The organism is Enterobacter sp. HNDS-6 (genome assembly GCF_039850505.1).
GTDB classification, from domain to species: domain Bacteria; phylum Pseudomonadota; class Gammaproteobacteria; order Enterobacterales; family Enterobacteriaceae; genus Enterobacter; species Enterobacter kobei.
Genome location: NZ_CP156673.1, coordinates 2,916,378 through 2,942,839 on the forward strand (window position 1 = coordinate 2,916,378; position 26,462 = coordinate 2,942,839).

Genomic DNA, 26,462 nt, shown 5'->3' on the forward strand with positions numbered 1-26,462 from the left:
TGTTTTTTTCATCAAATACCTGAATTGATTTTAGGAATTCAGGTTATTCATTATGCATTTCATCATCAGCCTGTTGATGACACTCACAGGTCTGTTTTATCACCTGCCATCTGCGGCATCAGAGCCGCTTTTTTCCCCGGAAGAACGACGATGGATCGCAGAACATCGGCAGGTCATTTATAACGTCATCCCCAGCTGGCCTCTGGACTATGAAGAAAAAGGACAACATTTTGGTCTGAGTCGTGATTACCTCGACGTGATAAGCAAAATAAGCGGGCTGAATTTTATTCTGACTGACGGAGCCAAAGCCCCGCAGCTTATTTCCGCAATATCCCCTGAATTTTTACCCGAAAGCGAGCTTAAAGAATGGCGCTTCAGCCAGCGATGGATGACCACACACGCCCTGGTTATCAGTGATAATGACGCGGCCACAATACAGTCACTGCAACAACTCAGTGGGAAACGCGTTGCGGTTCGCCGTGGCACTTATTATGAAAGCTGGCTTCGCGAACACCACCCGGAGATTAGCCTAGTCCCCCAGGATCATACTCGTGGATTATTCGAAGCGATCTATAGTGGGGATGCGGATGTCGGACTTGGCGCTGATTTGGTCATCAGGCCTCTTTATTACAGGTATTACTCGCATAAGCTCGCCATTGCAGGGCAGATCCCTGAATTACGCGCGGGTATTAATATCGCTATTCGGCAGGATCAGCCTCTGCTATTGAGCATAATAAATAAGTCGCTAGGATCGATTCCAGCACAAATGAGTAATACTATTTTTAACCGCTGGGTGAGTGATATGAAACTCGGCTATCCCAGCACTGGGGTTATTTTTTCTTTGTACAGTCTGGAAATTTCGGCTTTTTTATTGCTGCTGATATTGCTGGGATGGATGCTGCAACGCACCGTAAAACTGTGGCGAAAAGCCATGGCCAGTGAAAAACATAAGACGCAGTTTTTGGCAATGATGAGCCATGAAATTCGCACGCCTATGAATGCGATGATTGCCTCCCTTGAACTGCTGAATCGCCCGGTGACGGATGAGCAACGGGAACAGTATCTCGCACTTGCCAGTTCTTCCGCCCGCAGTCTGCTGGACCTGCTAAACGATATACTTGATCACAGCAAAATAAGCCAGAAAGGTATCCGCCTTGAGTCGCGCCCGTTTGTACTTGCAGAGCTCATCCGTGCGGTATGTGACAGCTATCGTCCACTTGCCGCGCAAAAAGGACTGATGCTGTCCGTATGTATCAATCCCGACCTCGATAACCAGATGATGGAAGGTGATCCGCACCGGATCAGACAAGTCGTCAACAATCTGCTGTCCAATGCAATAAAGTTCACCGCGAGTGGTTCTGTTTCAGTAACGCTAAAGGGTGAGTTTTTGGCCAATAAAACGTGCATGATTTCGCTAGACGTCGCCGATACGGGTATAGGCATTTCACCTGAAATCCAACATAACCTGTTTAAAGCCTGGATGCAGGCGGACGACGCACCCGATCGCCATTATGGAGGTAGCGGGCTGGGTTTATGGATTTGCTGGCAGTTGATGCGTCTGATGAAGGGTGAGCTGATATGTCAGAGCGAACCGGACAAGGGAAGCCTATTTAGCATAAAGCTACCCCTTCGTTTAACTGAACCTGAGAGAATGCCTGCCGAGCCAGATCTTCCGCTTTTTAAGTCCGATACAATACTTCTTGTCGTGGAAGATCACCCTGCTGCACAACGAATATTGAAGGATCAGCTGGCGGTGCTGGGTTGCCAGGCCGACATAGTCGAGACTGGAGCACAAGCCTTAAGTAAAATCGCCGATGAAAACTATTATGACGTGATACTGCTTGACATTAATCTTCCCGACTTGAGCGGTTACGATGTTGCGCGTAGGCTTCGGGAAATTGAGCAGCAACGTGGCAGTGAAGCTATGCCCTTGATTGCAATTTCTGCTATGAGTGACGAAACGCATCTTTCAAGTTGCCAGCAAAGCGGAATTAACGTGGTGCTCAGCAAACCTATCGTACTGAGCTCGCTGGCGCATAATCTGCGTCGCTGGTGCCATCTTTCCCCATCAACAGCACGCTTAAAACGTCAGCAAAATCCCCAGCAGGAGGAGGAACTGGCGCGGTGGTTGCGGGAAGACCTGCAGGGATTTTCCGCTGCAAGCTCGGATGGCAATGTCAGGCTGATGCAGTATCACGTCCATCGTCTTCGCGGCGCGGCCCAGACGTATAACCTCAATAACCTGGCATACGTCGCCACCCGGATTGAAGCGGCACTGCGGGAAGGTGCTGAACTCAGCAGCAGCCAGAAGGAATACTGGCTGCAAACGCTTAAAAATGAAGTATCTTCATTAACTCATCTTTGATAATAAAAAGCTCGTGGTCAGCTTTCAAACCCAGCTTGCGCAAAGCACTCTGTTTCTGGCCGCTAACGGTCTTCAGGCTGCGGTTAAATTTCTCGGCAATCTCTGTGACTGTCATACCGGTAATAAAACATCGGATAACCTCCTGCTCTTTAGGTGAAAGAACCGCCAGACTTAATGCCCGTTCAACATTTACCTTGCTGAAGTTTCCTGTCAGCAGCACTTCCCCCTGCTGCTGATATTGGGCCAACTCCTGTGCCATTCGGCTTTCAATGAACGTTCTACCACGGCTGACCTCAAGTACTGCATTTTGAATTTCTTCAAAAGGTCGATTTTTACCAATAAATCCGTTGGCCCCACCGCGCAGTGCCTGCGCTACAGTGGCTGTGTTGTAATGCGCTGAAAGTACCAGAATGGCAACATCCTCATACTGCCGGCGAACCATCTGAATAAGGCTGAGGCCGTCGATATCAGACGGCGCAAGTTCATAATCCACAATTATCACATCAGCTTTAAATGCCTTCAGCGCTTTCAGTAATTCTTTGCTGTCAGTAAAAGTACCTGTGACATTAAAATCAGGGTTTTCGCGCAATACATCAGCAAGCCCTCGTAGCACCAGAAGATGATCGTCTAACAAGGCAATGGAAACCTGATTTCGCGCTGTACTTTTCATCACAATCACTCATAGCAATAGATTCGGTTAACTTTAGTGTGGAGCATTGTAAAAACTCCCGCTTTGTCGACTTTCCTGTCCGCAACCTTCCATAAATCTGACGATAATCACTTTATGATTCAAAACTCGCCAAATCAATCCTACAGGATCCACAACTTAAGGTTAGTTTAGCGGGGGTTAGCACTTATATATGAAATTAACGTTCGCACGCGCGAAGATTTGAAAGCGCCCATATAGAACACGCTTGCAGAATATATTCGTTATCACTGCACCATTTCCACCTCGTCTTAGCCAGTTTCACTGAGCATGGCTGACTAGCCACGGTAGCGTCAGGAAATCAGCCCGCGCGCCGTCTGGTCTGTTTGCTGAACAACTGACTCAAAGCGATACCGGTCATGGCGCGAGCCCGGATCTGAGCACACTGGATCTGGCTGAGTTGTGAATGATTGCACCATCCAGCAGGCTTTGTGTGCCTCTAAAAGGGGGGAAGGTGCAGGATGGTCCTGATCTGCGGCACAGGGTTCGAATCCATTTCTCTTTTGAAGGTTGCCCGGTTAAATACACTATGCCCGACGGCTTTGCCTTCATGACGGATCTGCAGAGGTAATGTGGTGGCCATTTTTTGGCCGCTACAAGAGTTTTAGAATTTAAATGGCTATGTAAATCAAATGATTATGTTTTATTGGTTTCTGTTAACGCATCATCTCAAACTCATTCCAGGCCAAGCGGAATCAACCCAAAGCCTGATAGTGCGGTTTCTGGCCCGGATTTTCTGGTATCAACGGGAATTTGTTCTGGCAAACTAAAATGCTCACGCTGCAATGGAGAACTACAGGTTTTGATAAAGATGTCTGTTTTTTCTTACTAACAGTGCATTCAGGCTTTTCAACCCGGCACGTTTTAGGGCCAGCATTTTGTATCGACTTACCGCGTTGTAGCTGATGCCCATCCTCCGGGCAACATCGCCGGGTTTTTCCCCCTTCATTAAGGCGTATAACACTTCGCGTTCAACCATTCTGGCGCGCTGATGCCCTTCCGGACGAGAAGATCTACGGACGGGGATAGCAGACAGCAGAAGATGAAACAGACTGCGCTTTAACCTGTTTACGGGAGCCGATTTCTCAATAAAAATGATTTTCTTATTGTGCTCAAGGCTGTAAGTATCGCGAAAAATACGGTCTGTCATGACCACTATCGTCGTGTCCGTCGTAATACATGCCGACAAAATATTCAGTTTGTCCTCCCTTAAGGCGACCTCGTCGAGAATCACCATATCTGCGTTGCAGTGGGTGTGCGGGAGCGTAGTTGACGAGATTTTTGTTACGAGCAACCTACCGCATGCCTGTGCGTCTGCCGATAAAACCGTATAAAGCCCCTGCGACGTAAAATGGCATGCCGTTCCGATAAGAACGCGCCGGAGAGGGGCTCTTTTTGTGTCAGGCATAAGGGGGTTATCGAAGATAGGGTTGTCATTCATCATGTTTTTTACACTGCGCCTGGGAAAGATTTCTGTCGTATATTTACGGTAACGGAAAAGAACAGGGAGAAATATGAGACCGCGCCACCTTATCCTGTAGGCAGGGGACTACAGGTTCAGCCGGTTCATCACGCCTGAGCGAGCAGTAAGGTTTTGAGACCTAATGACCATCACATTCAGGGTCAGACTTCCGGCGTGTTTCGACTGAATTCACGACTAAACTTCGACGCACACGCTAATGGAGGCGTATGTCAACGTTATGGAATAAGTCAGGTTGTCTTATTGCGTTGATTTGTCTGCTGGGACCTGCTTTTGCTATTTCGGCCAAACCCGTTTCGCTAAATCTTCTGGCCCATACGCATTTTTCTGAGCCCCTTCCCGAACTTAATCCTGACGATAAAGGCTGGCTTCAACAGCATCCAGCAATCCGCGTTGGGGTGAGCGCATCCGCACATCCACCCTATCAGGTGAGCATTGCCGATCGGGATTTTGAGGGGATTACGGCGGACTACCTCGAACGTTTGTCCCGCACGCTGGGAGTGGATTTCCAGGTATTACGTTACTCTGACAGTTCTGCAGCATTGGAAGCCTTAACCGCGTCACAGGTGGACATGATCGTCGACGATCGTTCCCTTACCGATACAGAACGTCATCCCGACCTGCTTCTGACCGACCGTTATCTGTCCGATCGTGCTGTTCTGGTGAGCCAAAAACCGGTTCGGGAAGCGGACGGATTACGTGGAAAAGTGCTGTTTTATATTGGTGGAGATGCGTTACGCGAACAGCTAAGAAACGCGTTTCCGAAGGCTTCATTGACTGCCGCTACAGATGATTACCGCGCAATGGCGTCTGTGGCCAATGATGACAATGCCGTATTCTGGACCAACTTTGTGACGGCTGCCGAGATTAATCGTCAGAATTTCAATAGCCAGTTAACGCTGTCCCCCAGTACGTTTTTGCCAGAACAGGGACCCAGATTTATCATCCGTCCGGACATGATGCCCCTTAAGGATGCCATCAACACGGCACTCAGAGATCGTCGCCGCCACATTTACAATGAAGTAGCCCAGACGTGGGGTTTGACGCGCCTGTCGGAAGAGGGAAAAAAGACCCTTAAAAACGCGCTTACTTCTGAGGAAAGAAACTGGATTGCGCATCATCCTAAGATTGCGGTGTATGTGGTAAACACGCATGTTCCGGTAACTTACATTAATGATGGCGGTCAGCAGAGTGGGTATGCCGTATCATTACTCCAGAACATCGCCAAAGAGACGGGATTAACGTTCAGTTGGGTTCCGTTTTCAAATGTGCCGGAGATGCGTGATGCGCTGAAACGCGCGCCTGACTCGTTAATAGCGGCTGCAGATGCATCGGCAACTCCCGAACCAGACATTATCTACTCCCGGCCCTATCAAATATCTAACTGGGTGCTGGTGACCCGTAGCGCATTCCCCGCCATTCGCTCTCTGTCTGATATGAAGGGAAAACGCGTGGCGGTATTTACCGGCATTTATTATTTACCTGAGCTGCGCGAACGCTTCCCTCAGGTGGAATTTGTTGAAGATGATTTTTCGCTGGAAACGGCGCTTTCACTTTTTACCCACCGACTCGATGGGGTCATTGTGCCGCAGACCGCGGCCAGTTTTGTACTGAAAAGCTATTTGAACGATCGTTTCCGGATCGCCTTAACCCTGCCAATCGCCCCCCTTCGGCTTGCCATGGCGACCAGCGCAGAAAATAAAGATCTGATTTCTATCATTAACAAAACGCTCAGTGAACAGACATCCAGTGAAATGGGCGCAGAACTCACGGGCTGGCAAATGCGCTATGCCCTTGAGCGCTTTGAAGTCTGGGGGCGCTACCGAACCGCTATATTAATTGCCAGCGCCGTGATGTTTGTCATCGCGGTGATGCTGGCTTTTTACTTCTGGCGCAACCGCTGGCTCAAAAAGAACCTTGCCATACAGCAAGCACTGCAAAATGAACTCACCTTGGCAAAGCAACAGGTTGAAAAGGCGAGTGAATCCAAGAGCGTGTTTCTGTCGCAAATGAGCCATGAAATACGCACGCCGCTAAATGCCATTATCGGCCTGCTTGAACTTGAGCATCTCGGCCACTCCTCCCCGGCGCAACGGCGTAATAATATTGCTGTTGCCTATGAATCATCGAAATTCCTGCTCATGCTCGTGGGCGATATTCTGGATATGGCGAAAATCGAGTCCGGTACCTATGCCGTACGCTCTGTACCGGTTTCTCTCAACGCTATTGTTAATCAGGTCAGTACGTTATTTCACCATACGGCAGAAAAAAAAGGTTTGACGCTGCTGACGCAGGTGGACGTCGAGGTTGATCGGGTCATGAGCGATCCCCTGATGCTGAGCCAGATCGCCTCCAATTTACTGAGTAACGCCATCAAATTTACCGCTCACGGTGAAGTGGAGATTGTAATCTATCAGACCCCTTCAACCCCTGAACGCGGTAATAGCTATGTGCTGGAAGTGAGTGATTCAGGCCCCGGATTAACGGAAGCCCAGCAAGCCGCTATTTTCGAACCTTTTGTGCAGGTTCACACTGCCCAGTCTGCGCGGCAGGGGACCGGGTTGGGATTGACGATTTGTCGGCAGCTCGCCGAATTACTGGACGGGCAGCTGGCGGTAGAGAGCGTACCGGGTGAAGGTACCACCTTTATTTTTCGTTTTTCTGCACCAGCGGTCATTGATGAAGCCGATATGCCACCGGCTACGAGCGTGGGGGCGGTTTCCTCGCCCTGCAAAATTCTGGTGGTGGACGATCATGCTCCCAGCAGAATGCTACTGTCGCAGCAGCTGACGGTCGCCGGGCATACGTGCGTTGTGGCAGAAGATGGCGTTCAGGCTCTGCAGTTATGGGGTGAGGAAACGCCGCCGTTTGATATGGTGATTACAGATTGCAATATGCCCGGTATGAGCGGCTTTGAACTCATCCGGCAACTACGTGAAAAGGAAAAACAGCTGAATCGGGCTCCCGGGCCGATGCTGGGATTGACTGCCATGGCCGAGCAGAAAGTCGTCGCGCTGGCTGAGGAGGCCGGGATGACGGCCTGCTTGTTTAAGCCCGTCGAACTTGCGCGGCTCCTTGAGCATATCCCCGAAACGACGCGACTGGCATCCCCCTCCGGGGAGCGTCATACTCGTCTCGGTTTGAGGGAGATGGCGCAATCGCAGCCCGAAATATTCGACAGGCTGATCGACGCGGCGATATCGCAAAATACGCAGGACTGGGCGGCATTTAAACGGGGGATTGCGGACGCTGATTTTACGGGCATTCGACGCGCGGCGCACAGCCTGACCGGAGGGGCGAGATTACTTGAAGCGCACGAACTTGCCGGAATATGCGAGAGGCTGGAAAACGCAGCGGAAGAAGAAGACTTGCCTCACATTCTGTCTCTGGTCACCGCACTGGAGGCCCATCTGCTGCAACTGAATAATCGCCTTAAAGACCAACAGTTTTCTCACCAGGGGAAGAAGGCGGATGACGAATAAACGCAGGGTATGCTTATGAGCACAATCTTTATTGTTGATGACCATCCTGTTTCTCAACTTGCCGTGCAGGTCGTGGCGAACGGGAAGGGATATGACGTTGTGGGCACCTGCGACAACGGGCACGATGCATTAGTCTATTTGCGTAACCATCGTCCCGATCTGGTGGTGATTGATATTGATATCCCTCCGCCTGACGGACTTGAGGTCATAAAACGGCTGCGCGAAGAGAATTATCCAGGCGGAATTATTGTTCTGACGACGCACAGCGATCAGCATTTTGTAGACAGGGTCAGGGCCGCAGGCGCCAATGGTTTTATCAGTAAGAACAACCAGCTTGACGCCCTGGCAGATGCGTTCAGGGCCGTGTTAAACGGATACGAGTTTTTTCCCCAGCGCCAGTCATCGTCAGGCCGACCGGATGGGATACAGCCGGAGAAGGACCTGCTGAGCCGCCTGTCTAATCGGGAGCTGCAGGTTCTTGGCTATATCGCGCGGGGCGAACTGCTGGTGGAGATTGCGGAGAAACTGCATGTTAGCAACAAATCCGTCAGTACCTATAAGCGACGTATTATGGAAAAGCTGGGCCTGAGTAAAACGCTGGAGCTGGTCGAATTCGCTAAACGTAATCATCTGGCGTGACGAAGGAAATTAGCGGTACCCGTTTCGGGGGACCGCTCAGCGATTTACTGGTACGTTGTCGTAAACGTTGCCGTGGCGTTAGCCGTACCCGGCGTCAGGATGGTGCCAGTCTGATAGTAGCGTGCCGCAAGCGGGAGGGCATACAGACCGCCTGACGCGGTGGTGGTAATTTTAAGCCGTTCTCCCGGTATAACTGGCGTGTGGTTAAACAGCACCTGTATCCCCACTCCGCTGGCTGTTTCACCCGAGCCTGTTGTGTCAATATTCAAAATACCCTTACTGGTATCCGCTACGCCCGCACGTCCCGCCTCCAGCGTCAGGTAAATATTGGCAGACGCGTCGCAGTTCAAATTGACGTTAAAGCTCACGTCGCGCGAGGTGCTTCCAGCCCCCGAAAACTCGGTATTTTTTATGCTTCCCATGTTCACAAAGATGTTTGGAGTGGTTACGGAACAAGCCACCGTATGTACTTCTCCACTCGCGATATTCACGTTCATGACATCCATTTCACCCACAACGCCTGCCCGCGTGATAGATCCGGTCTGCAGACGGCCTGACCCCGTTACGGGAGCAATTTTGATCAGCTGGAGCTGATAGTTCCCCCAGGAGCCGCCACAGAGCCTCCACCAGGTGGGGGAGAGGCGACACCAGATATTACTGACGCGTCTGGGCAGAGGCCCCGTTCCATAGCGCCCGGCCGTTGACCCTGCTCCCGGGGTCACAACCCTGAAGGCAAGACCCGCCACGCCTGACTGATAGAGAGTTTCAGCATTATGCTGTACTGGCTGAAAATTACCGCTTCCTGGCGCCCACTGGGTGACGAACCTGGAGGTGGTGCATTCGATAAAATCGTTCCGGTTAGCGAGTGTGGCAGAACTGGCGGTTGCAACCACGCTACCGATGGGGGTGTCGCGCTGAACGATTATCTGACCAAAATTGAGGTTAATATTGTCGCTGGCCGTAAACCGGTTATCCATAAAGCTGCAGGCACCCACCGCCATTTTAGAGGTCAGGAGCAGTACGCCGCAGAATAAAATTCGTATGTTCACTGGAGAGCGTTTTCCTAAAATAATCACTGATAAGTCATGGTAAACGTGGCATTAGCATCCGCTTTTCCCGGTGTTACCGTCGACTGTGTCTGGTAATAGCGCGCTTGCAACGGTATGGAATAGGTGCCATTCGCCGTGGTTCTGGCTACGTTTATGCGCGTGCCCAGTGAAACCGGTCTGCTGTTATAGAGCACCTGAACACCCACTCCGGTTGCGTTGTCTGCCGCCCCGGCATTGTCGAGGTTCAGCACGCCCTGTGTTGAGTCGGCCGCACCTGCACTTCCCGCTGTCAGCGTCATATTGATATTGGTGGAGGCATCGCAGTTAAGGGCGATCGCAAAATCGGTATTGCCGCTGGTGCTTCCCGTCCCCCGGAAATCGGTGTTTTTGGCCGTTCCCATGTTGACCGTAATATTAGGATTGGTTACCGAGCAGGCCACCGTCTGAACCGTGCCGCTGGCGATGGCATAGTCAAAAATAGTGGTCTCTCCGACGATTAGCGCCCGGGTAATCGTGCCGGTCGTGATGGGGCCCGATCCGGTAGTGGGGGCAATTTTGACGAGCTGAAGCTGGTAGCTTCCCCAGGTTCCCCCGCATAACCGCCACCAGGTCGACGAGCTGGTGCAGGGGACGTTGGAAATTTGACGGGGAAGAGGGCCGGTTCCATACCGGCCGCTGGTCGTTCCTGCCCCTGGAGTGACGATCCTGAAAGCCAGACCCGGGACACCGGACTGGTACAGCGTCTGGCCGCTATAGGCTACCGGCGCATACCCGGAACCTGCAGCCCACTGTGTACGGTATCCCGTGGCGTTGCATTCGATGAAATTATTTCGCCCGCCCAGAGTATTGTTTGTGGCGCTCCAGACGACGGTCCCGACAGGCGTGTCGCGTTGAACGATCACTGACCCCAGATTCAGCTGAACGGCATCATTCGGTGTAAAGCGACTGTCCATAAAGCTACAGGTGGCGAGTGCGCCGTTTGAAACCCCCATCAGCAAGATGGCCGAGAGCAGGCGGTTTCGGAATATGTGTTTGATTAACGTTTTCATTACTAACCTTCTATTGATGTTCGCTCAGCGACACTGTCCCTGGATGACCGGAATGCTTTCGCCCGTTTTCGGTTTACTCAGGCGATAGGTCACCCGACATTGACGCTGCGCGTCATTTCCCCACTGCACCTTCAGCGTGCCTTCAGAAGACAGGCCAGCGAGGTACACCTGTCCACCATCGCCGACAATACTGCTGCCGGCATCCGGGTCGGCGTCGTTCACAACGGTTGCGCCAAAGGGCACCGGTTTGCCGTCAGCGCGGATAAGCGTCATCATCACGCGCTGCCCTACCTGCGCGCGGTATTCTGCCCGCACCAGCGCTCCCCGGGTCGGAACGACGCTACGGCTGGTTTGTTTCAGATCGACATCCTCATCCAGCGTTGACGTGTTCAGCGTGACGTCATTGCGGCGGTACGGCATCAGGTTTGGTACGAGTGCATAACCGCGATAATCCGTTCTGATACCGGTTTGATTCTGGATAGCTACGTTCGATGCGCCCGGCACTTTGACCAGCCCAAACGTTTCGCCCATGGGTTGACCGGCGGTTATGCCCCCGGCGTGGGCGACAATACTGCCCTGGAGGCCGTAGCTGAGATTGCGCTGACCGGCGCTCTGGCTGTAGGCACCAGTCACCTCGCCATAAGTCCCCCGATAGTTAACGCTTCCGTAGCCGCTGTTAGACTGCTCCTGCGATGCATGGCTTTGCGTCAGGTTCCAGTTAAGGCTGTTATCCTCCAGTGCCGTACCGTTAAGGCCGACGGTATTGACGGTCCCTCGTGCGGGACTGCTGCTGACGTTGTAGCTGGCAAAGGATTTACCCAGCCACTTATCCAGAGGAATGCTCAGGTTGAGGGACAGGACATCATCGCGTTCGCTGTTTTTTCCGCCTGTGTATTGACCCCCGCCCGCAGTGTTACGATTCATGGCGTAGTTAAGGCTGTAGCTGATGCCGTTCCAGCTGTTGTTGTAACTCATATTCCACGAGGTCGTTTTACGACGGTTATCCCAGTAGTCTTCACTGATTGCCCCAACGGACAGATAACCGCGTTCGCCGCCTAAATCCTGGCTCAGGGTCAGTTCCGCGCGATTACGCTTGCGTTCGGTGCGCATGGAAGAGGGTTTATCGCGATAGCTTTCCAGGACATCAGCCAGATCGTAAAACCCCTCGGTGGAATAGCGATACCCTGCAACCGCAAGGTGGGTTCCCGTTTCCGCCAGACTTTTGCTGTAACGCAGACGCCAGGATTGTCCCTGTTGTTCTTTATCGTTTTGTGGCGTACTCCACGCCTGCGTAACGTCTACCGATAACGCCCCCAGCCCCCCCAGGTTCTGACCCACGCCCGCCGCGAAAGCGCGATAAGGTTGTGCCAGCTGTGCGCCGCCATATAACGTCATCCCTTTACCCACGCCGTACAGAAGGGTTCCCTGTGAAAAGGGCGTTTTTTCAATACTGCTGTCATAGGCACGATACTGACCGGCCGTCAGGCTGAACTGCAGTCTGCCCTCACGCTGGAGGACAGGAAGAGAGGCGTAAGGCACGACCATCGACTGCTCACTGCCGTCGGCCTCTTTAATGGTGACGTACAAATCGCCGCTGCCGCCGGTAGGGTACATATCCGTGATTTCGAATGCCCCGGCCGGTACGGTTGTCTGGTAAATGACGTAACCGTTCTGGCGAATGGTGACCTGCGCACTGTTACCGCGTGCGATGCCGCGCACGACCGGCGCGTAGCCGCGCTGACTGTCGGGGATCATTTCGTCATCGGATGCCAGCTGCGCACCTCTGAAAGGCACGCTGTCAAACACGTCAGACGGGGACAGGCTGTCCCCCAGCGTTAACTGGCTTTTCAGCGGAACGATGCTGCGCTGAGCATAGGTATAGACGGTGTTCCACTTGTCGCCGCCACTATCATTGCTGGCGGGGCGGTTCCAGGTGGTGTAGTTACGAAAACGCCAGGCACCCAGATTCAGACCCGGACGCAGATTGAGATACTGACTGCTGCCCTCGCCGGTCAGAGGGCTCACGCCGCTGAAGCTGTAATGCAGAAGTGCGGCGTTAATACCGTCATCCCACTGCGTGGGTGAAACATAGCCACGAATGCGCGGGTTAACCGCTGCCTGCGGGATCGAAATGTTCAGACGATGTGCGCCGAATACGAAGACAGCTGCGCTGTCCGGAATCGCTGAAAAATCCACGCACTGCTCGCCTTCAGGCTGTAATCCCGGAAATAACTCTGTACGAACGCCATATCCCGCCAGGGTTTCCGCATCCAGGCACGGCTGAAGGCCGTTCTCGGAGGTCTGGAAAAAGGTGACCTCTCTGCTGTCTACCTGTTCGTCATTAAGATAGATATCAACAGGGTAACGACCCGGTAACTGCCCGCCATTCTCAAAAGCCGACAGATCAGGTACGGTGCCGCCTGTACCTGTCTGCTGTAAAAGCGCAGGATTAAAGTAGTCCCTGGCTTCAGCGTGAACGGAAGGCAGAAGGAGGGCGACTAGCACGGCCATAAGGGATGGCCGAAACTCCGGACGTTTTTGTGCAGCGTGTGATAATGGGGACATGGTTCTTTCCAGCGGTTCGTTACAGGTGCGTTAAAGGGAGGCTTTGTGAGCAGCGCCAGTTGCGCCGTAATCACTGATCACCTTCCATTCGACCTGATTGCCCTGAGCACCAGACGGAAGGTCAAAGAAGGCCGTTGCGCGAGGGGCAACGTAGGTCACATTCTCAAGCTGACGTCCGTTCAGGCTGATTGACTGAAAGTTGATGTAGTAGGGGGTCGGGTTATTTACCGACAGGCGCTGTCCCTGACGCGTCCATTTCAGGCTGTTGCTGGCCTGATCCGGTGAGGAAGCCTTCAGGGCTGACGGGCGATAAATCAACTTCAGGCGCGTATTGACGGCCAGTTGAAGGGTATTGTCCGAACGGCTGGGATCGGCTGCGGGGATGGATTTAATATTCATCCAGAACATCGTCTCCCGATCTGCAGCGAAATTTGGGGCCATTTTCAGAATACGCAGGGTATTTTTCTGGCTTCCATCCAGGCGAAAAAGCGGAGGCGTCACGATAAAGCTCTGTTTATCGCTCTGACCGCGTTCATTTTCTATCCAGGACTGAATGAGATAAGGGGTGGCGTCGGGATTGTCTACGCTGATTGACGCCTCTTTTTTGTCACCATCATAGATAATGCGCGTGCCGCCCACGACTACGCCGGCGTGAGCCATTTCGCACCCGATGAGCATGCCCGCAACCAGTAAGGATGAGAGTTTGAATGTCACTGTGGTTTCTCCTCTGGGAAAAGCCAGCCGGGGGCTGGCTTTCGGATAACGGCAGAAAGCGCTGCCGTTGGATCAGTTGTAAACAACGCTGAAGGTGGCGGTTGCGTTCGCTGGACCTGCGGTCACTGTGGCGGCTTTTGCTACGTAAGCAGCGTTAAATTTCAGCGTATTGGTCCCCGCCTGGGAAAGCGTGACGCGCTGAGATTCGGTGAACAGAGGCAGCACGGTGTTGTCCGCATTACGGATCTGGATGCCGACACCGGTTGCGACGCCATTCACCGGCGTCAGTGCGAGCGCGCTGTTGTCTCCCTGATAAGGCGTTCCGTCGAATTTCACCGCTGCGGAGGTCACGCTTGCCGGGCAGCTCGTCAGATCAATCTGGAAAGCGGTCGCACCGGCGGTATCACCCGCGGCTGAGAAGGCGTTTTCGCTGATCTGGCCTAAGGTGACCGTCTGGTTGGCGCTGGATGCCGATACCGTACAGGCGGCATCGATGATTTCGCCGTTAAACTGAATGGTGCCGTCAGCAGCGTGGGCGGCAGTCAGTGATGCACCGCTGATGATTGACGCGATGGCGATAAAGTGAAGTTGCTTTTTCATCAGGTTTTATTCCTGTAAGTGAGTAACAATTAACACTGTGTTTACGTATTGCGCCTGGATGATGCTGATAAAACGGCAAGCAGCTTCCTGTTTGCAGGTGATAAAAACAGCGCATTTTTGGGTTTGCGAATAAAAGTATTTTCAAAGCGATGTATTTCACAATGACAATGAAATTTGATTTGCCCATTTTTATTAGGCTATAAATATCTATTGCGCATGAGGAATACTGTTTATGCGTGACAGTCGAGTTTTGAAACTTATTCCAAAAAGCATTTCTGTTTGGTCTCGCTTTGTGTAATCCACTATACCCTCGCAGTAAATTAAAACACTCAGACTGGGAGTTGATTTATGTCATCAAAGACGACATTACCTGTAGTCCTTTGCCTACAAGCGGTGAAAGCCTCCTGGTCGTGAAAATGTTCCTTTGATTTGTAAGTTAATTAAAATCAATTAGTTATATTTGTTTTCTCATGATAATTGAGTCGAGAATTTAAGCGGATCTGTCAGGAAAAAGATGTCATCCCCGTAGGGTAACCGGAAAAAAAGCAGTAAATAAAAACATATCCGCGACAATGAAATAAAAAATAGATTTTTGGATTGATTTTACCTGGGCTTTTATGACAGCCTTTAATAAAAGGAAATTAAAGAGGCTGATATGGCTAATATCCTCATTGTCGACGACCATCCTATGGTTCGTCTGGCTATACGTATGCTGCTCGAAAAAGATAACCATATCATCATTGCTGAAAGTGGTGATGGGACGGACGCATTTAAGGTGATACAGAAAATAAAGCCCGAAATCGTGGTGGTCGATCTTGATATTCCCGGTTTGAGCGGCGTGGAGTTAATAGAAAAACTGCGTAAAACAGAATTTCCTGGCAGGTTACTGGTACTGACGAGTCGGGATGATGAACATTACCTTAACCGATGTATTCAGTTTGGTGCGGATGGATTTGTCGGGAAAGGGAATAATCTGGATGAACTTCGAAATGCCGTCAACGCGGTAGAACGCGGCTACGCCTATTTTCCTCTGCGTCGTCAGGCCAACCGGTTACCCGCCAGCTTTGTCCGCGAGAGTGATGTGATCAAAACCCTGTCAAACCGCGAACTTCAGGTTCTGCGCTACGTCGCGCGCGGTATGAAAATCAATGATATCGCCAACAAAATGTTCATCAGCAACAAAACCGTCAGCACCTATAAAACCCGGTTGATGCACAAGCTTGAGATAACGCACACCATTGGATTGGTTGATTTTGCGCGTCGCCATCATCTGGACTAACGCATTGAAAAAATTTCTTTTTACCCTTGGCTTATTGTATCTGGTGCTTGCCCCTCTGCGCAGCCTTGCGCTGGAACCAGCGGATGTGCAGATTATTAGCCGGGAGAGCTACGCGCCAAAAGAATTTACGCTTACCAACGATGACTGGCGCTGGTTAGGGAAAAAACGAGTGCTGACGATGGCGGTCTGGCAGCCTGAGATCCCTCCGCTGTCACTGTTTCCGGAAGACGGTCGGCTGGAAGGCATGATTGCAGACTATATTGCGCTTCTTGGCGAGTATCTGGCCGTGCGGATCCACGTCGTTGCATTTGAGGATCGCGATTCGGCTTATGCTGCACTGGCCCAGAAAAAGGTGGATATCGTGGTGGATCCCTCGGCAAAGGTCCGTGGGGTTCATGCTGCACTGGTGGCGTCAGCGAATTTCATTCGGGATCATCCTGTCCTTGTCCACCGAAAACAATCCCCTGAAAAACCGTTTCACTATCAACCCGGGATGCGGTTGGCCATCGCGCGCTGGTATGTCGACGACAGCTGGATAGAGGCCCATTTCCCCGGCGCCAGGCTGATCCATTTTGACACCGACGATCGGGCCATGGCCTCCGTGGCGTTCGGTGAAAACGACTTTTATATTGGTAACCTGGTGACAGGATCATATTTACTTGAACGCCACTACCCGCATTTTCTGGTGCTTCAGCAGGTCTATCCGGAACGTGATACCGGAAGCCATTTCGTCATGCGCAAGGAAGACCATGCGTTGATACGGTCCGTGGGACGGGTGCTTGATTCGATACCCCGTACCCAGAAGGAGGTCATTCTGCAGCAGTGGAGTGAAGGCTCGTCACGCTGGCGCGTCAGGGAACAAGTGGCGTTTACCGCAGCAGAGAAAAAGTGGTTAGCAGACAATCCCACGGTGCCGGTTTCCGTTAATGCCCTCTATGCCCCCTTCACCATGATTGATGCAAAGGGGAATTTTTACGGGGTTACCGCCGATATTTTACGTCTGGTCCGGCTGCGTACCGGCCTGCATTTTGATCCGGTTCCGGCGGATTCAATCCGTCGGATGGAGGACCAGATCGCCGGTAAAAAGGCGCTCTTCATGGGCGCGGTCAGCCAGAGCGAGGAACGAACGAAGCAGCTGCGGTTTTCCCGACCCTATTTTACGTCGCCATTTGTGTGGGTAGAGGCCTCGGACAAACATTACACCGCAGCCCTGCCGCCGGGAACGCGCGTGGCAATCGTGACGAAAAATGCCCTCATCCCTGAACTCAGGCGCACCCGCCCGGGGATCGTGCTGATCGAAACCGAAAACGCCGCGATTGCGATGCAAAATGTCGCCGATGGTAAGGCAGACGTGGCGATACATACGCTGTTTGGGGCCAGCTATATGATCGATCGTTATTTTCGCGATCGGCTCAAAATTGGCGGTCATATAGGCGATCTGACAGCAAAAGTTGCGTTTGCAGTTTCGCGGGATCAGCCCGAACTTCTTAGCATCCTTAACAAGTCACTGGAGAATATCTCCCCGGCGGATATCACTCATGTGATCGATAAATGGCAGACGCGACCCGATGTCAGACTCAATACGTGGGAGCTATACAGAACCCGCTTCTGGCTGGTTTCCGGGGTGGCCGGGATTGTCATTCTGACCTCACTTATCTGGATCTATTACCTGCGGCGCGAAATTGGCGCCCGTCAGCTGGCTCAGCAGGATCTTCAGTCTCAGCTGGCCTATAACGAAACGCTGACCCGTGCGCTTTCAGAAGAAACGGAACGCGCCGAACAGGCTAACCGCGCAAAAAGTACGTTTCTGGCAACCATGAGTCATGAAATACGGACGCCAGTAAGCGCCATCATTGGGCTGCTTGAACTGACGGTCAACGCCGCAGATAAAACATGGGAAGATGACGATCCCGTCAGGGTTGCCTGTGAATCTGCCCGCTCCTTAATGGGGCTTATCGGGGATATTCTGGATATGGCCCGGATTGAATCAGGTCGACTTGAATTAACTCCGCAGTGGGTCCGAACGGCGGATCTTCTGCCGCCGGTGGTGCGGGTCTTCGAGGGCCTGGCGAGGCAGAAAGCGTTACGTCTGCAATATGTGGTGCCTCCAGAGTTGCCAGAGGAGATTTTTCTCGATCCGCTGCGGTTCAGACAGGTGCTCTCAAACCTGGTGAGTAACGCCATTAAATTCACCGAGAAAGGTTGCATCACCGTTGAAATGACCCTTTTTAACGGTGAAACGGCCCCGGCTAACTATCTTCTGCACATTAGCGTTTCGGATACGGGGCGAGGGATTTCCGCGGAAGAGCAAAAGAATATCTTCGATCCCTGGGTCCAGGCGAGGGATGGTGCCGTCCAGAGTGGTTCCGGGCTGGGACTGGCGATTTGCGCGCAGCTGGTCACGATGATGGGCGGCAGTATTACCATCGCGAGTGAGAAAGGTAAGGGAACGCAGGTCAGTTTTACGGTGTCAGTCCAGCAGCGGGACAACCCCGTCAGTCCAACGGAGGCAGATGTCGAACCAATAGCGGTTCCTCATCGTCCTCTGAGCATTCTGGCGGTGGACGATCATCCAGCGAACCGGATGCTGTTACGCCGTCAGCTCATGCATCTTGGTCACCATGTCAAGGAGGCGCAGAATGGCCTGGAGGCCTGGGAATTGTTTCAGGATACGCGATTTGATGTGGTTATTACCGACTGCAGTATGCCGGGGATGGATGGTCTGGCATTGACGCGTCTGCTGCGGGAACGTGCCGGTGACGCCTTGATCATCCTCGGTCTAACGGCCAATGCCTGGCCTGAAGAGCGGGCCAGATGCCTCGCAGCCGGAATGGACGACTGCCTGTTCAAACCTCTTCCGATGTCCCAGCTCAAAACGTTGTTGAATGACGTGATGAAAAACATTGCTGCGCCCAGGGGGGAGGCCGTTTCTCTCTCCCGAGTGGTGGATTACCCGAAGCTGGAGGCGCTCAGCAGCTTTGATGAGCAGATGCTGGGAGAGTTGCTGCGGGTAACCGTTCAAACGAATAATGACGATCTGCGCTATGCGGCAGACCTGGTTGAGCTGCAGGACTGGCCGGAGCTGGCCGCTTGCATGCATCGTCTGTCGGGAGCCGCGAAAATTTGTGGCGCGAGACGGATTGAACGGGCGAGTCGTGAACTTGAGATGGCCTGTCTTTGTCCGGAACAGGCTCTGGAACACCTGCATGCCCTGTGGTCAGCGCTTTGTGACGCGGTGGAGGAGTTTAACCTTGCTGTGGGAGGCTGGTTGGCTGAGGTGGAATCCTGAATATCTCCATCCTTTCCGCCCGGTAAGCGAAGCGCTACCGGGCGATCGTAGGGTAAATGCGCGGTTCGGGTCAATTTATCGCAGATACCGGGTAAGTTAATCAGATATCCGGTTTCCTCTTTAGGCGGTACCGCAAACGTCCTCCTGTCGTGCCATTAACGCAAACACGCCCCAGCCGAGGTATTCCCGCGTGTAGGTCACATGGCGTTCAGGCGCACTTTTCAGCTCCGCTCGCACCTCCTGCGCAAAGTCATCGTCAGGGTGTTGCTCCAGCCAGCGACGCAGCGTCATCCATTTCGCGGCTTCGTATCGGTCCCAGCCTTCCTGGTCGGCCAGCACCATTTCCACCAGGTCATAGCCTTGCTGATCGAAAGAGGCGACGAGGTCGGGCAGGGTGAGAAAGTCTGCGATGGACGAGGCGCCACAGGCCCGAGCCACCTCATCCGTTGCGGGAAGCCGCCGCCAGTAAGGTTCGCCGATGAGCATGATTCCCCCGCGCTTAAGGCTTTGTGCCAGCAGGCTCATCGTTCCGGCGACGCCACCTGCAATCCATGTGGCGCCAATACACGCCGCCACGTCACATTTTTCATCCGCAACGTAACCTGCCGCGTCGTTATGAAAAAATTGAACGTGTTCGGCAACGCCCAGTTCCTCTGCGCGCAGTTTGGCCTGCGTAGTAAAGAGCGGGCTCATGTCGATGCCGGTGCCGGTAATCCCGTGGTCACGTGCCCAGGTGCAAAGCATCTCTCCCGAGCCGCTGCCGAGATCGAGAATGCGCGTGTCTGGCTTCATGCGTAACACGCGGCCCAGCGTGGCGTACTTTTCTGGCGTAAAGGGGTTATGAATGCGGTGTTCGCTTTCGCTGACGGTAAAAATACGTGGGATATCCATATTCCTCTCCTTAACGATTGTCAGGCTGAGCACGAACGTTGTTCAGCCCGGTGGTATTGATGCGGTAGGGCTGACCCTTAACGGATTTGATCAGCTTTTTAGTTTTGAGTTTTTTAAAGACGGCGAGCGTGCAATCAGACAGCAGGAGCCCTTCGCGGCTGTAGCATTCCACGGCGGTGACGCGGCCGGACGTATCGCGGACGTGCACAATACGGCCACCTTTGGCGAGAACATGTAAGGTACGTTGTTCCTGACGGGATAAATTCATACTGGAAAACCTGTTTAATCATCATGTGCAAAACGTGCAAACACACAGCGGTGCCCGCATTCGATTTCGGCGCATTGATAATCAGTCCGGCCTGAAAGGTCGGGGAGCTGATTATCGGATGATGACATTCTCCAGCATCAAAGCCTCGGGTTGAGTTGAAAGGTATTTACGGGGTGAATGGTAACAGCTGGTGAGGGGATGTGAATACCCACGGCTGAAAAGTGTGATCCCGGTGGGATCACGCTGCACCGCTTTTTATTTTTTTGTCGACTTCAGCCTGCGGTTTTCCGAACAGATAGCCCTGCACGAGGTCGCAGCCAAGCGCCTGAAGACGTTCAAGCTGAGCTTCGGTTTCGACACCTTCTGCAATGACCCTCATATTAAGACTCTTCGCCATACCGGCGATCAGCTTAACGATATTCAGCGCATCATCTTGCGTGGAGATGGGATTCACAAAGGATTTATCTATTTTGATTTTATCAAAGTTGAGTTCACTGAGCCGTGAGAGCGATGAATACCCGGTACCGAAATCATCGATCGAAATTCTTACCCCCAGCGATCTGAGCTTTTTGAGAATAGTGACTGGCGTGTTGCTGTCACTGAAGAGTGAAGACTCGGTGACTTCTAACTCAAGGCGATTGGCCGGTAGCCCAGTCTCTTTCAGAATAGACTGCACCATCGCCGTAAAGGATTTTGTGCCTAACTGAACAGGCGAGACGTTCACCGAGATCCGTGCCGGAACCGCCCAGGAAACGGCCTCCCGGCAGGCAAGCTCAAGCACATTTTTACCGATCTCATTGATCATCCCTGTTTTTTCAGCGACAGAGATAAAGTAATCCGGCGACAGTATTCCCTTCTGCGGGTGTATCCAGCGAATAAGCGCTTCATAGCCGTAAATATCATTGCTGAATGCATCGACAATAGGCTGGTAATACACAACAAATTCATGGTGATCGAGCGCCAGCGCCATATCATGTTCAAGTGTTCTGCTTTCCTGCAGTTTTTGCAGCATCCACTGACGGAAGACTTTTATCTGCTGCGAGCCCTCTTTTTTGGCTTCGTAGAGGGCGAGATCGGCAAACTTGTAAAGATAATCAGAGCGTCGTTCGTTATCCGATAAAACAATACCCACGCAGGTGGCAATTTTTATCAGCTGGTTATTAATCGTATAGGGCTGGCTGATATGATCGCTGATCTCTTTGGCGCGTGAAACCGCAGCGCTTTCCGTCAGGCCGCTGGAGAGAAGGGCAAACTCGTCGCCACCCAAACGGTAAAACGTATCCGTCGCGCTGCTCATTGAGGTAAGGCGGCGGGAGACCTGGTTCAGCAGTAAATCTCCGGCATCATGACCATAGGTATCGTTGACCTCTTTAAACCTGTCTAAATCAAACAACATCACCGTGACGGGGATATGGTTTTTATCCGCCTGAAGATTAATTTTGTTGAGATCGTCCCAGAAGAAAAGGCGGTTTTTCATACCGGTCAGGGAATCATGATAAACATCATACTCCAGCTTCGCGTTCTGAATCTGCAGCGTTTCTTTTGATATCTGTAGTTCGTCAGCCAGGCTTTTAACCTGCATGTGGGCTTTGAGAATGTTTTTATTCTGGTAGATCATTAAAAAGCCCAGAATAAAGCTTAATATCACCAGAAGTAATGAAAGTGCGGAGTAGATATAATACAGGATTTGGATTTTTCTGTTTGATTCATTAACTGTATTAATATCTTTTGTTAATGCCGTGGCCGAAAGTTGGCTGAGCGGCGCATCAAGCATATGCATATTTTTCAGGTATGCCTGTAACTCCGGATGGCTCATTTTTTCGAGATTGCCATCCAGATACGCCAGTATTTTCTCTAAACGCGAAGCGAGTTCCTGGTGCATTTTATCGCTGTCAATATAGCGACCTAAATCCCCGCCGTTCATTAAATCGCTCTGGCTTAGCATAATTTCAAGACGCATGCGGACCTGGTCTATCGTAACGTCATCGGTATCGGTTGCGTATAGACCAAGCCATGATTCAAATCGGTAATACTCTGATACCAGTTGAGCCACGGACCAGGACTCGGTGTATTGAGTCAGTTTTTGCAACTCCTGCTGTCGATCGTAAACAAGGAATGCAATATATCCTGTCGTGATAAAAAGAGAAAAAATGATACCAACCAGTATCCTGTTCATTATGTTCTCCTGAACTGCTACTCAATCTTCATTTTGCTAACCTGCCATGCTGAACGCGAATAATAAATTTGATTATTCAACTCAGGAAGACTGTCATAAGGGTAAACAATGAACGACGGGCCTTTGTCGCGGATGCGCATATATTCGCCATTGACCTTTAAGGCAAGTATGGCGTTGTATTTTTTGAAGTCGCTAAGAGGGATGACGGTAGAGTAATCATTGAGCGCAATGACGTTAACGTTAGTACCCTTTGCCCCCACATAATCCATGAGTTTTCTCATAGGGACACCCTCAAACTTTGTACGTCCGTTATACCAGGGCGATGTCGTCTCGAAACTCACCATCCCTAGTTTTTCAAGGCTGGCGAGATCAAACACTGCTTTTCCCTCTTCGTTGGTATTTTCTATATTACCGTAAATCGTCAAAATAGGTTTTCCAACAGGTTTTGGCAGTTCACCTGCCCAGGCTAAAGTTGGCACCAGACAGCACAACAGCATTAAGGTTAATCTCATTTTGACCCCCACTTTTTTAACGAAGTATATGAATTATAATTTAGTTATCACAGTAGTTTACATATTTTGTTGAGTAGCGGTTGTTACTGCACGTTTAGTTTAGTAAAAACAATTAAAAACAATGGGTTGGGTGGTTTTGGGGTAGGGTGTTTGATTTGTGGATGGTGCTACTGAAATTTTGAGACAAACTAACGTTACTTGAATAAGCTCTTTTGCGTTTAAAAAATAATCGTTTTAAATAAGCGTTATTTTCTCACGACACAGATTTTACCTGCCCATCACAGCTAAAAAAGCGCCACCCATGGGGTGGCGCAGCCATATTAGCGAGTGTTCATCGGCGGGTTCGTGTCCTGTCGCAAGCGCCACAGATCGTACCGTTCATGGCCTGGTTTGACCATTCCAGCGAAGTGGTCATTAAGGCTACTTGATGTGAAGATCAGGTCACCGTCCGGGCGAATAGCCGGTGTGTCTGGCCACTTTATGGCTTCATTTGCAGCAATAAGTAACATTTTACGGGTCTTCGGATCATATCTGACAATGCCGTTATGGGTGACATCTGTAATATAGAGGTAGCCTTTTGCATCGGTCACCAAACCGTCAGTATTACCTCCCACCGTGCCCAGATTCTGAATTTGAGCGGCAATCTGCGCATCAGTTGAATCATGTTGCTTCAGCACGGCAGTGGGCACCGCGTATGCATGTGTTCCCGTCGTCACCGTCCAGTACAATGTTTCTGCATCGGGAGACAGCGCAATGCCGTTGATACCAATCAATAGCGGTTTACCTGGCCATACCTCCGCGCCATGGGAAATGACGTTTACCCCCGGTTCAATCTGCAGGGCAGGGTGACTATTCAGCACGCGTCGGGCTGTGCCGGTGGCGAAATCCACGACGATCAGGCCGACACGGTTTTCAGGCGCACTGCGCGACCCGCTGTCGGAAATGTATGCGATACGATGATTCTCATCGACAACGACATCATTAAGGAAACTTGCCTTACGGTCGGCCACGCCGTCCAGGGGGATACGTTTAACCGTTCGGCCCGAGTCGAGATCCAGTACGACCAATTTCTGCGAGCCTGAAGGGGATTCCGTTTCTCCCGCGATGAACCCCATATCCAGCGCCCATAACCAGCCGTTTTTACGATCAACATAAAAGCCGAGCACGTTGCGCAGGTTCTGATCGGGAGCGGAATCAACCGCATTACGCTCGCGGGACGGAAATGCTGTCAGGCGCGCGGGTCCGGACTGAGGATCGGTGTCGAGAATATTCAACGTGGCGGGGGCGCTGGCTGAAATCAGTCGGGGCGTACTGACAAAGGCCCGGCCCTTTGCATCAAAGTGAATGCCTGCTAAGGGGGCATTCACCGACCCGGAAAACACGGCTGGCATTTGCACGTTTTCAGGTTTATCCCAGCTTACGCCTGAGTAGCTGCGCCAGTGCTCAAGAGGCATCTGATCCGCCGCGCTGGCGCAGCTTGCGAAAGAGAACAATGCCGCCATTGCAATGGCGGGGAAAGTACCGATACGGTAGGACATACATGCTCCGGTGATGTGAGTAAGACGCGGTTTCTTAATGCGGTATCAAAGAATGGAGCGGAACGTTCCGCCTTCGACGCGTACCGCAGCCCCGTTTGATGCCGCGCCGAGTGGGCTTGCCAGTAGCGCGACCATAGCGGCTATCTCGTCAGCCTCGATCATTCGCGCGATCAGGGAACTGGGGCGGTAGGTCTGGAAGAAATGCGCTTCAATCTGCTGGTCTGTCATGCCAGGTTCAGGCGCTGTCTGGCGCAGGTAATCAATGATTCCGTCAGAGCGGGTTGCCGATGGCAGTACGCTGTTGACCGTTACGCCGGTACCCTTCGTCAGCTCTGCCATTCCTCGCGATACGGCGAGTTGAGCTGATTTACTGACGCCGTAATGCACCATGTCTGGCGGAGTGAAAGCGCCAACTTCGCTGGACATAAAAATCACCCGGCCCCAGTTGCGTGCTAGCATGCGTGGGAAGTAATGCCGTGAAAGACGAACGCCTGACATCACGTTAATGTTGAACATGCGTAGCCATTCCTCGTCGGTGATATCAGCGAAAGGGGTGGCTTCATAAAAACCCAGGTTATTGATAAGAATATCGGTATCCGTACAGGCCTTAATCAGCGCTTCTGCACCTTCAGCGTTAGCCAGATCGGCGACAATGGCTGATATCCGGGCCTGGGGAGCTGCCTGAGCAATTTTCGCTACCGCATTGTGCAGTTTTTCCCGATCGCGTCCGGTAATCGTGACGGCAACACCTTCGCGCGCAAGGGTACTGGCGATAGCCAGCCCAATGCCTGCGGTGGCCCCTGTAACAAGTGCTGTCTTACCGTTGAGTTGAAGATCCATCGTTTTTGCCTTTTTGGTAACAAGTGCGGCTACTTTACTCATCGCTCAAACGGAGATAAATTAGCGAAAATGAAAAACATTTGTTCCTGAAAGAGCAAGATGAGCAGAAAATTCGATTATCTCGGCGATGTTGAGGTCTTCATTACTGTTGTTGAACATGGCTCCTTTACCGCTGCAGCGGTCGCCCTTTCAACCACGCCCTCAGTGTTGAGTCGTGCGGTCTCCCGCCTTGAAGTGCGTCTTGGACGACAGCTATTGCAACGCACCACACGTCGTGTGGGGCTAACGGAAGCCGGACGGATTTATCTTGAGCAGGCGCGTTCTGCTTTTTCCCTGCTTGATGACGCCGAACGCGATGGCCGGGGGCAGGAGGGGGATCTGACTGGCCGGGTACGGATCAGCGTCCCGACCACCTATGGGCATTATTGTCTGCCGCCCTTGCTGGCCCGCTTTTCCCAACAGTTTCCGCGCGTTCAGGTGGAGCTGAACATTACCAATCGCAATGTCGACCTGATCGCTGAGGGATTCGACCTGGCTATTCGCCTGGGTCAAATGCCTGACAGTGGATTCGTCGCGCGTAAATTGCAGGATGCGGCACTGCTGTTGGTTGCTTCACCCGCTTACCTTCATCGCATGGGAATGCCGCAGACGCTCGATGAACTGCGGCAGCATATGTGCCTGCCTTTTATTATGCCGCGTACCGGCCGTATTGCGCCCTGGGTATTTCGCGTGGATGAGCGGGATGTTGACTGGCAGCCAGATTCAACCATCGAGATTTCAGATGATGTCCTTGGCGTGGTTTCGCTGGCTGAACATGGAATAGGGGTCTGTCAGAGCTACGAATTCATTGTCCGCGAGAAGATACAGCGCGGCCAGTTAGTTGAGATACTTCCGCAACTTCGTGGACGATCGCGACCTTTCTCGCTCATCTATGCGCCCCATCGACGCCAGTCAGCAGCCACACGGGCCATGATTGATCTTCTGGCGTCAGAACAATGTCATGAACATCATGAGTTATGA

19 protein-coding genes and 1 pseudogene are annotated in these 26,462 nt (G+C 52.0%); 6 read left to right on the forward strand and 14 right to left on the reverse strand.

Going from position 1 to position 26,462, the window contains the following annotated elements; genetic code table 11:
• Positions 1-52 precede the first annotated feature (52 nt).
• Positions 53-2,365, forward strand: coding sequence for an ATP-binding protein (locus ABFI50_RS13615; RefSeq protein WP_347484265.1), 2,313 nt, complete (start codon positions 53-55; stop codon positions 2,363-2,365).
• Here the strand turns inward: ABFI50_RS13615 and ABFI50_RS13620 are convergent.
• The 3 genes and pseudogenes from ABFI50_RS13620 to ABFI50_RS13630 all read right to left on the reverse strand — a co-directional run bounded on the left by ABFI50_RS13620 (position 2,331) and on the right by ABFI50_RS13630 (position 4,308).
• A complete protein-coding gene (locus ABFI50_RS13620; protein ID WP_045269286.1) occupies positions 2,331-3,035 on the reverse strand; it encodes a response regulator transcription factor in 705 nt (234 codons plus the stop codon). The genes ABFI50_RS13615 and ABFI50_RS13620 overlap by 35 nt on opposite strands.
• Positions 3,036-3,364: 329 nt before the next feature.
• Positions 3,365-3,627 (reverse strand): annotated as a pseudogene (locus ABFI50_RS13625) (hypothetical protein); the annotation flags it as partial.
• Positions 3,628-3,864: 237 nt separating this feature from the next.
• Positions 3,865-4,308 (reverse strand): hypothetical protein, encoded by a 444-nt coding sequence (locus ABFI50_RS13630; protein WP_127314866.1) that lies wholly within the window; start codon positions 4,306-4,308, stop codon positions 3,865-3,867.
• Positions 4,309-4,760: 452 nt separating this feature from the next.
• Here ABFI50_RS13630 and ABFI50_RS13635 point away from each other — a divergent pair, with 452 nt between their 5' ends.
• Positions 4,761-8,033 (forward strand): transporter substrate-binding domain-containing protein, encoded by a 3,273-nt coding sequence (locus ABFI50_RS13635; RefSeq protein WP_347484267.1) that lies wholly within the window; start codon positions 4,761-4,763, stop codon positions 8,031-8,033.
• A 15-nt stretch (positions 8,034-8,048) separates the two neighbouring features.
• Positions 8,049-8,672, forward strand: a complete 624-nt coding sequence (locus tag ABFI50_RS13640) for a response regulator transcription factor (RefSeq protein WP_158236410.1) — start codon at positions 8,049-8,051, stop codon at positions 8,670-8,672.
• Positions 8,673-8,716: 44 nt separating this feature from the next.
• Here ABFI50_RS13640 and ABFI50_RS13645 read toward each other — a convergent pair whose 3' ends face one another.
• The 5 genes from ABFI50_RS13645 to ABFI50_RS13665 form a co-directional block, all read right to left on the reverse strand.
• On the reverse strand, positions 8,717-9,721 hold the full coding sequence (locus tag ABFI50_RS13645) for a fimbrial protein (RefSeq protein ID WP_347484269.1): 1,005 nt from the start codon (positions 9,719-9,721) through the stop codon (positions 8,717-8,719).
• A gap of 23 nt (positions 9,722-9,744) precedes the next feature.
• Positions 9,745-10,770: a fimbrial protein gene (locus ABFI50_RS13650; RefSeq protein WP_087529055.1), complete on the reverse strand. Its 1,026-nt coding sequence runs from the start codon at positions 10,768-10,770 to the stop codon at positions 9,745-9,747.
• A 24-nt stretch (positions 10,771-10,794) separates the two neighbouring features.
• Positions 10,795-13,335 (reverse strand): fimbria/pilus outer membrane usher protein, encoded by a 2,541-nt coding sequence (locus tag ABFI50_RS13655; RefSeq protein ID WP_347484271.1) that lies wholly within the window; start codon positions 13,333-13,335, stop codon positions 10,795-10,797.
• 30 nt (positions 13,336-13,365) lie between these two features.
• Positions 13,366-14,049 (reverse strand): fimbria/pilus periplasmic chaperone, encoded by a 684-nt coding sequence (locus ABFI50_RS13660; protein WP_087529057.1) that lies wholly within the window; start codon positions 14,047-14,049, stop codon positions 13,366-13,368.
• Positions 14,050-14,121: 72 nt separating this feature from the next.
• Positions 14,122-14,649: a fimbrial protein gene (locus tag ABFI50_RS13665; RefSeq protein WP_045134696.1), complete on the reverse strand. Its 528-nt coding sequence runs from the start codon at positions 14,647-14,649 to the stop codon at positions 14,122-14,124.
• A 655-nt stretch (positions 14,650-15,304) separates the two neighbouring features.
• On the opposite strand from ABFI50_RS13665, the gene ABFI50_RS13670 reads away from it, so the two are divergent.
• A complete protein-coding gene (locus ABFI50_RS13670) occupies positions 15,305-15,928 on the forward strand; it encodes a response regulator (protein WP_045134698.1) in 624 nt (207 codons plus the stop codon).
• Positions 15,929-15,932: 4 nt separating this feature from the next.
• On the forward strand, positions 15,933-19,217 hold the full coding sequence (locus tag ABFI50_RS13675) for a transporter substrate-binding domain-containing protein (protein ID WP_052951911.1): 3,285 nt from the start codon (positions 15,933-15,935) through the stop codon (positions 19,215-19,217).
• 120 nt (positions 19,218-19,337) lie between these two features.
• On the opposite strand, the gene ABFI50_RS13680 is transcribed toward ABFI50_RS13675, so the two are convergent.
• From ABFI50_RS13680 to ABFI50_RS13705, 6 genes are all read right to left on the reverse strand, one after another.
• On the reverse strand, positions 19,338-20,108 hold the full coding sequence (locus ABFI50_RS13680) for a class I SAM-dependent methyltransferase (RefSeq protein WP_347484275.1): 771 nt from the start codon (positions 20,106-20,108) through the stop codon (positions 19,338-19,340).
• Between the two features lie 10 nt (positions 20,109-20,118).
• Positions 20,119-20,376, reverse strand: coding sequence for a YjhX family toxin (locus tag ABFI50_RS13685; RefSeq protein ID WP_014882706.1), 258 nt, complete (start codon positions 20,374-20,376; stop codon positions 20,119-20,121).
• A 238-nt stretch (positions 20,377-20,614) separates the two neighbouring features.
• Positions 20,615-22,552 carry a GGDEF domain-containing phosphodiesterase gene (locus tag ABFI50_RS13690; RefSeq protein ID WP_049011039.1) on the reverse strand — a complete coding sequence of 646 codons (1,938 nt, stop codon included), beginning with the start codon at positions 22,550-22,552 and terminating at the stop codon, positions 20,615-20,617.
• Positions 22,553-22,569: 17 nt separating this feature from the next.
• Positions 22,570-23,064 carry a molybdopterin-dependent oxidoreductase gene (locus tag ABFI50_RS13695; RefSeq protein WP_032628721.1) on the reverse strand — a complete coding sequence of 165 codons (495 nt, stop codon included), beginning with the start codon at positions 23,062-23,064 and terminating at the stop codon, positions 22,570-22,572.
• A 320-nt stretch (positions 23,065-23,384) separates the two neighbouring features.
• Positions 23,385-24,602 carry an L-dopachrome tautomerase-related protein gene (locus ABFI50_RS13700; protein WP_014882709.1) on the reverse strand — a complete coding sequence of 406 codons (1,218 nt, stop codon included), beginning with the start codon at positions 24,600-24,602 and terminating at the stop codon, positions 23,385-23,387.
• Positions 24,603-24,647: 45 nt separating this feature from the next.
• Positions 24,648-25,442 (reverse strand): SDR family oxidoreductase, encoded by a 795-nt coding sequence (locus tag ABFI50_RS13705; RefSeq protein ID WP_347484278.1) that lies wholly within the window; start codon positions 25,440-25,442, stop codon positions 24,648-24,650.
• A 99-nt stretch (positions 25,443-25,541) separates the two neighbouring features.
• Between ABFI50_RS13705 and ABFI50_RS13710 the strand changes: the two genes are divergently transcribed.
• Positions 25,542-26,462: a LysR family transcriptional regulator gene (locus ABFI50_RS13710; protein WP_347484280.1), complete on the forward strand. Its 921-nt coding sequence runs from the start codon at positions 25,542-25,544 to the stop codon at positions 26,460-26,462.

Bases quoted from the DNA above. Each gene is read 5' to 3' on its own strand.
- ABFI50_RS13615 (WP_347484265.1), top strand. From the start codon at position 53: ATGCATTTCATCATCAGCCTGTTGATGACACTCACAGGTCTGTTTTAT.
- ABFI50_RS13620 (WP_045269286.1), bottom strand. From the start codon at position 3,035: ATGAAAAGTACAGCGCGAAATCAGGTTTCCATTGCCTTGTTAGACGAT.
- ABFI50_RS13630 (WP_127314866.1), bottom strand. From the start codon at position 4,308: ATGGTGATTCTCGACGAGGTCGCCTTAAGGGAGGACAAACTGAATATT.
- ABFI50_RS13635 (WP_347484267.1), top strand. From the start codon at position 4,761: ATGTCAACGTTATGGAATAAGTCAGGTTGTCTTATTGCGTTGATTTGT.
- ABFI50_RS13640 (WP_158236410.1), top strand. From the start codon at position 8,049: ATGAGCACAATCTTTATTGTTGATGACCATCCTGTTTCTCAACTTGCC.
- ABFI50_RS13650 (WP_087529055.1), bottom strand. From the start codon at position 10,770: ATGAAAACGTTAATCAAACACATATTCCGAAACCGCCTGCTCTCGGCC.
- ABFI50_RS13655 (WP_347484271.1), bottom strand. From the start codon at position 13,335: ATGTCCCCATTATCACACGCTGCACAAAAACGTCCGGAGTTTCGGCCA.
- ABFI50_RS13665 (WP_045134696.1), bottom strand. From the start codon at position 14,649: ATGAAAAAGCAACTTCACTTTATCGCCATCGCGTCAATCATCAGCGGT.
- ABFI50_RS13670 (WP_045134698.1), top strand. From the start codon at position 15,305: ATGGCTAATATCCTCATTGTCGACGACCATCCTATGGTTCGTCTGGCT.
- ABFI50_RS13680 (WP_347484275.1), bottom strand. From the start codon at position 20,108: ATGGATATCCCACGTATTTTTACCGTCAGCGAAAGCGAACACCGCATT.
- ABFI50_RS13685 (WP_014882706.1), bottom strand. From the start codon at position 20,376: ATGAATTTATCCCGTCAGGAACAACGTACCTTACATGTTCTCGCCAAA.
- ABFI50_RS13690 (WP_049011039.1), bottom strand. From the start codon at position 22,552: ATGAACAGGATACTGGTTGGTATCATTTTTTCTCTTTTTATCACGACA.
- ABFI50_RS13695 (WP_032628721.1), bottom strand. From the start codon at position 23,064: ATGAGATTAACCTTAATGCTGTTGTGCTGTCTGGTGCCAACTTTAGCC.
- ABFI50_RS13700 (WP_014882709.1), bottom strand. From the start codon at position 24,602: ATGTCCTACCGTATCGGTACTTTCCCCGCCATTGCAATGGCGGCATTG.
- ABFI50_RS13705 (WP_347484278.1), bottom strand. From the start codon at position 25,442: ATGGATCTTCAACTCAACGGTAAGACAGCACTTGTTACAGGGGCCACC.
- ABFI50_RS13710 (WP_347484280.1), top strand. From the start codon at position 25,542: ATGAGCAGAAAATTCGATTATCTCGGCGATGTTGAGGTCTTCATTACT.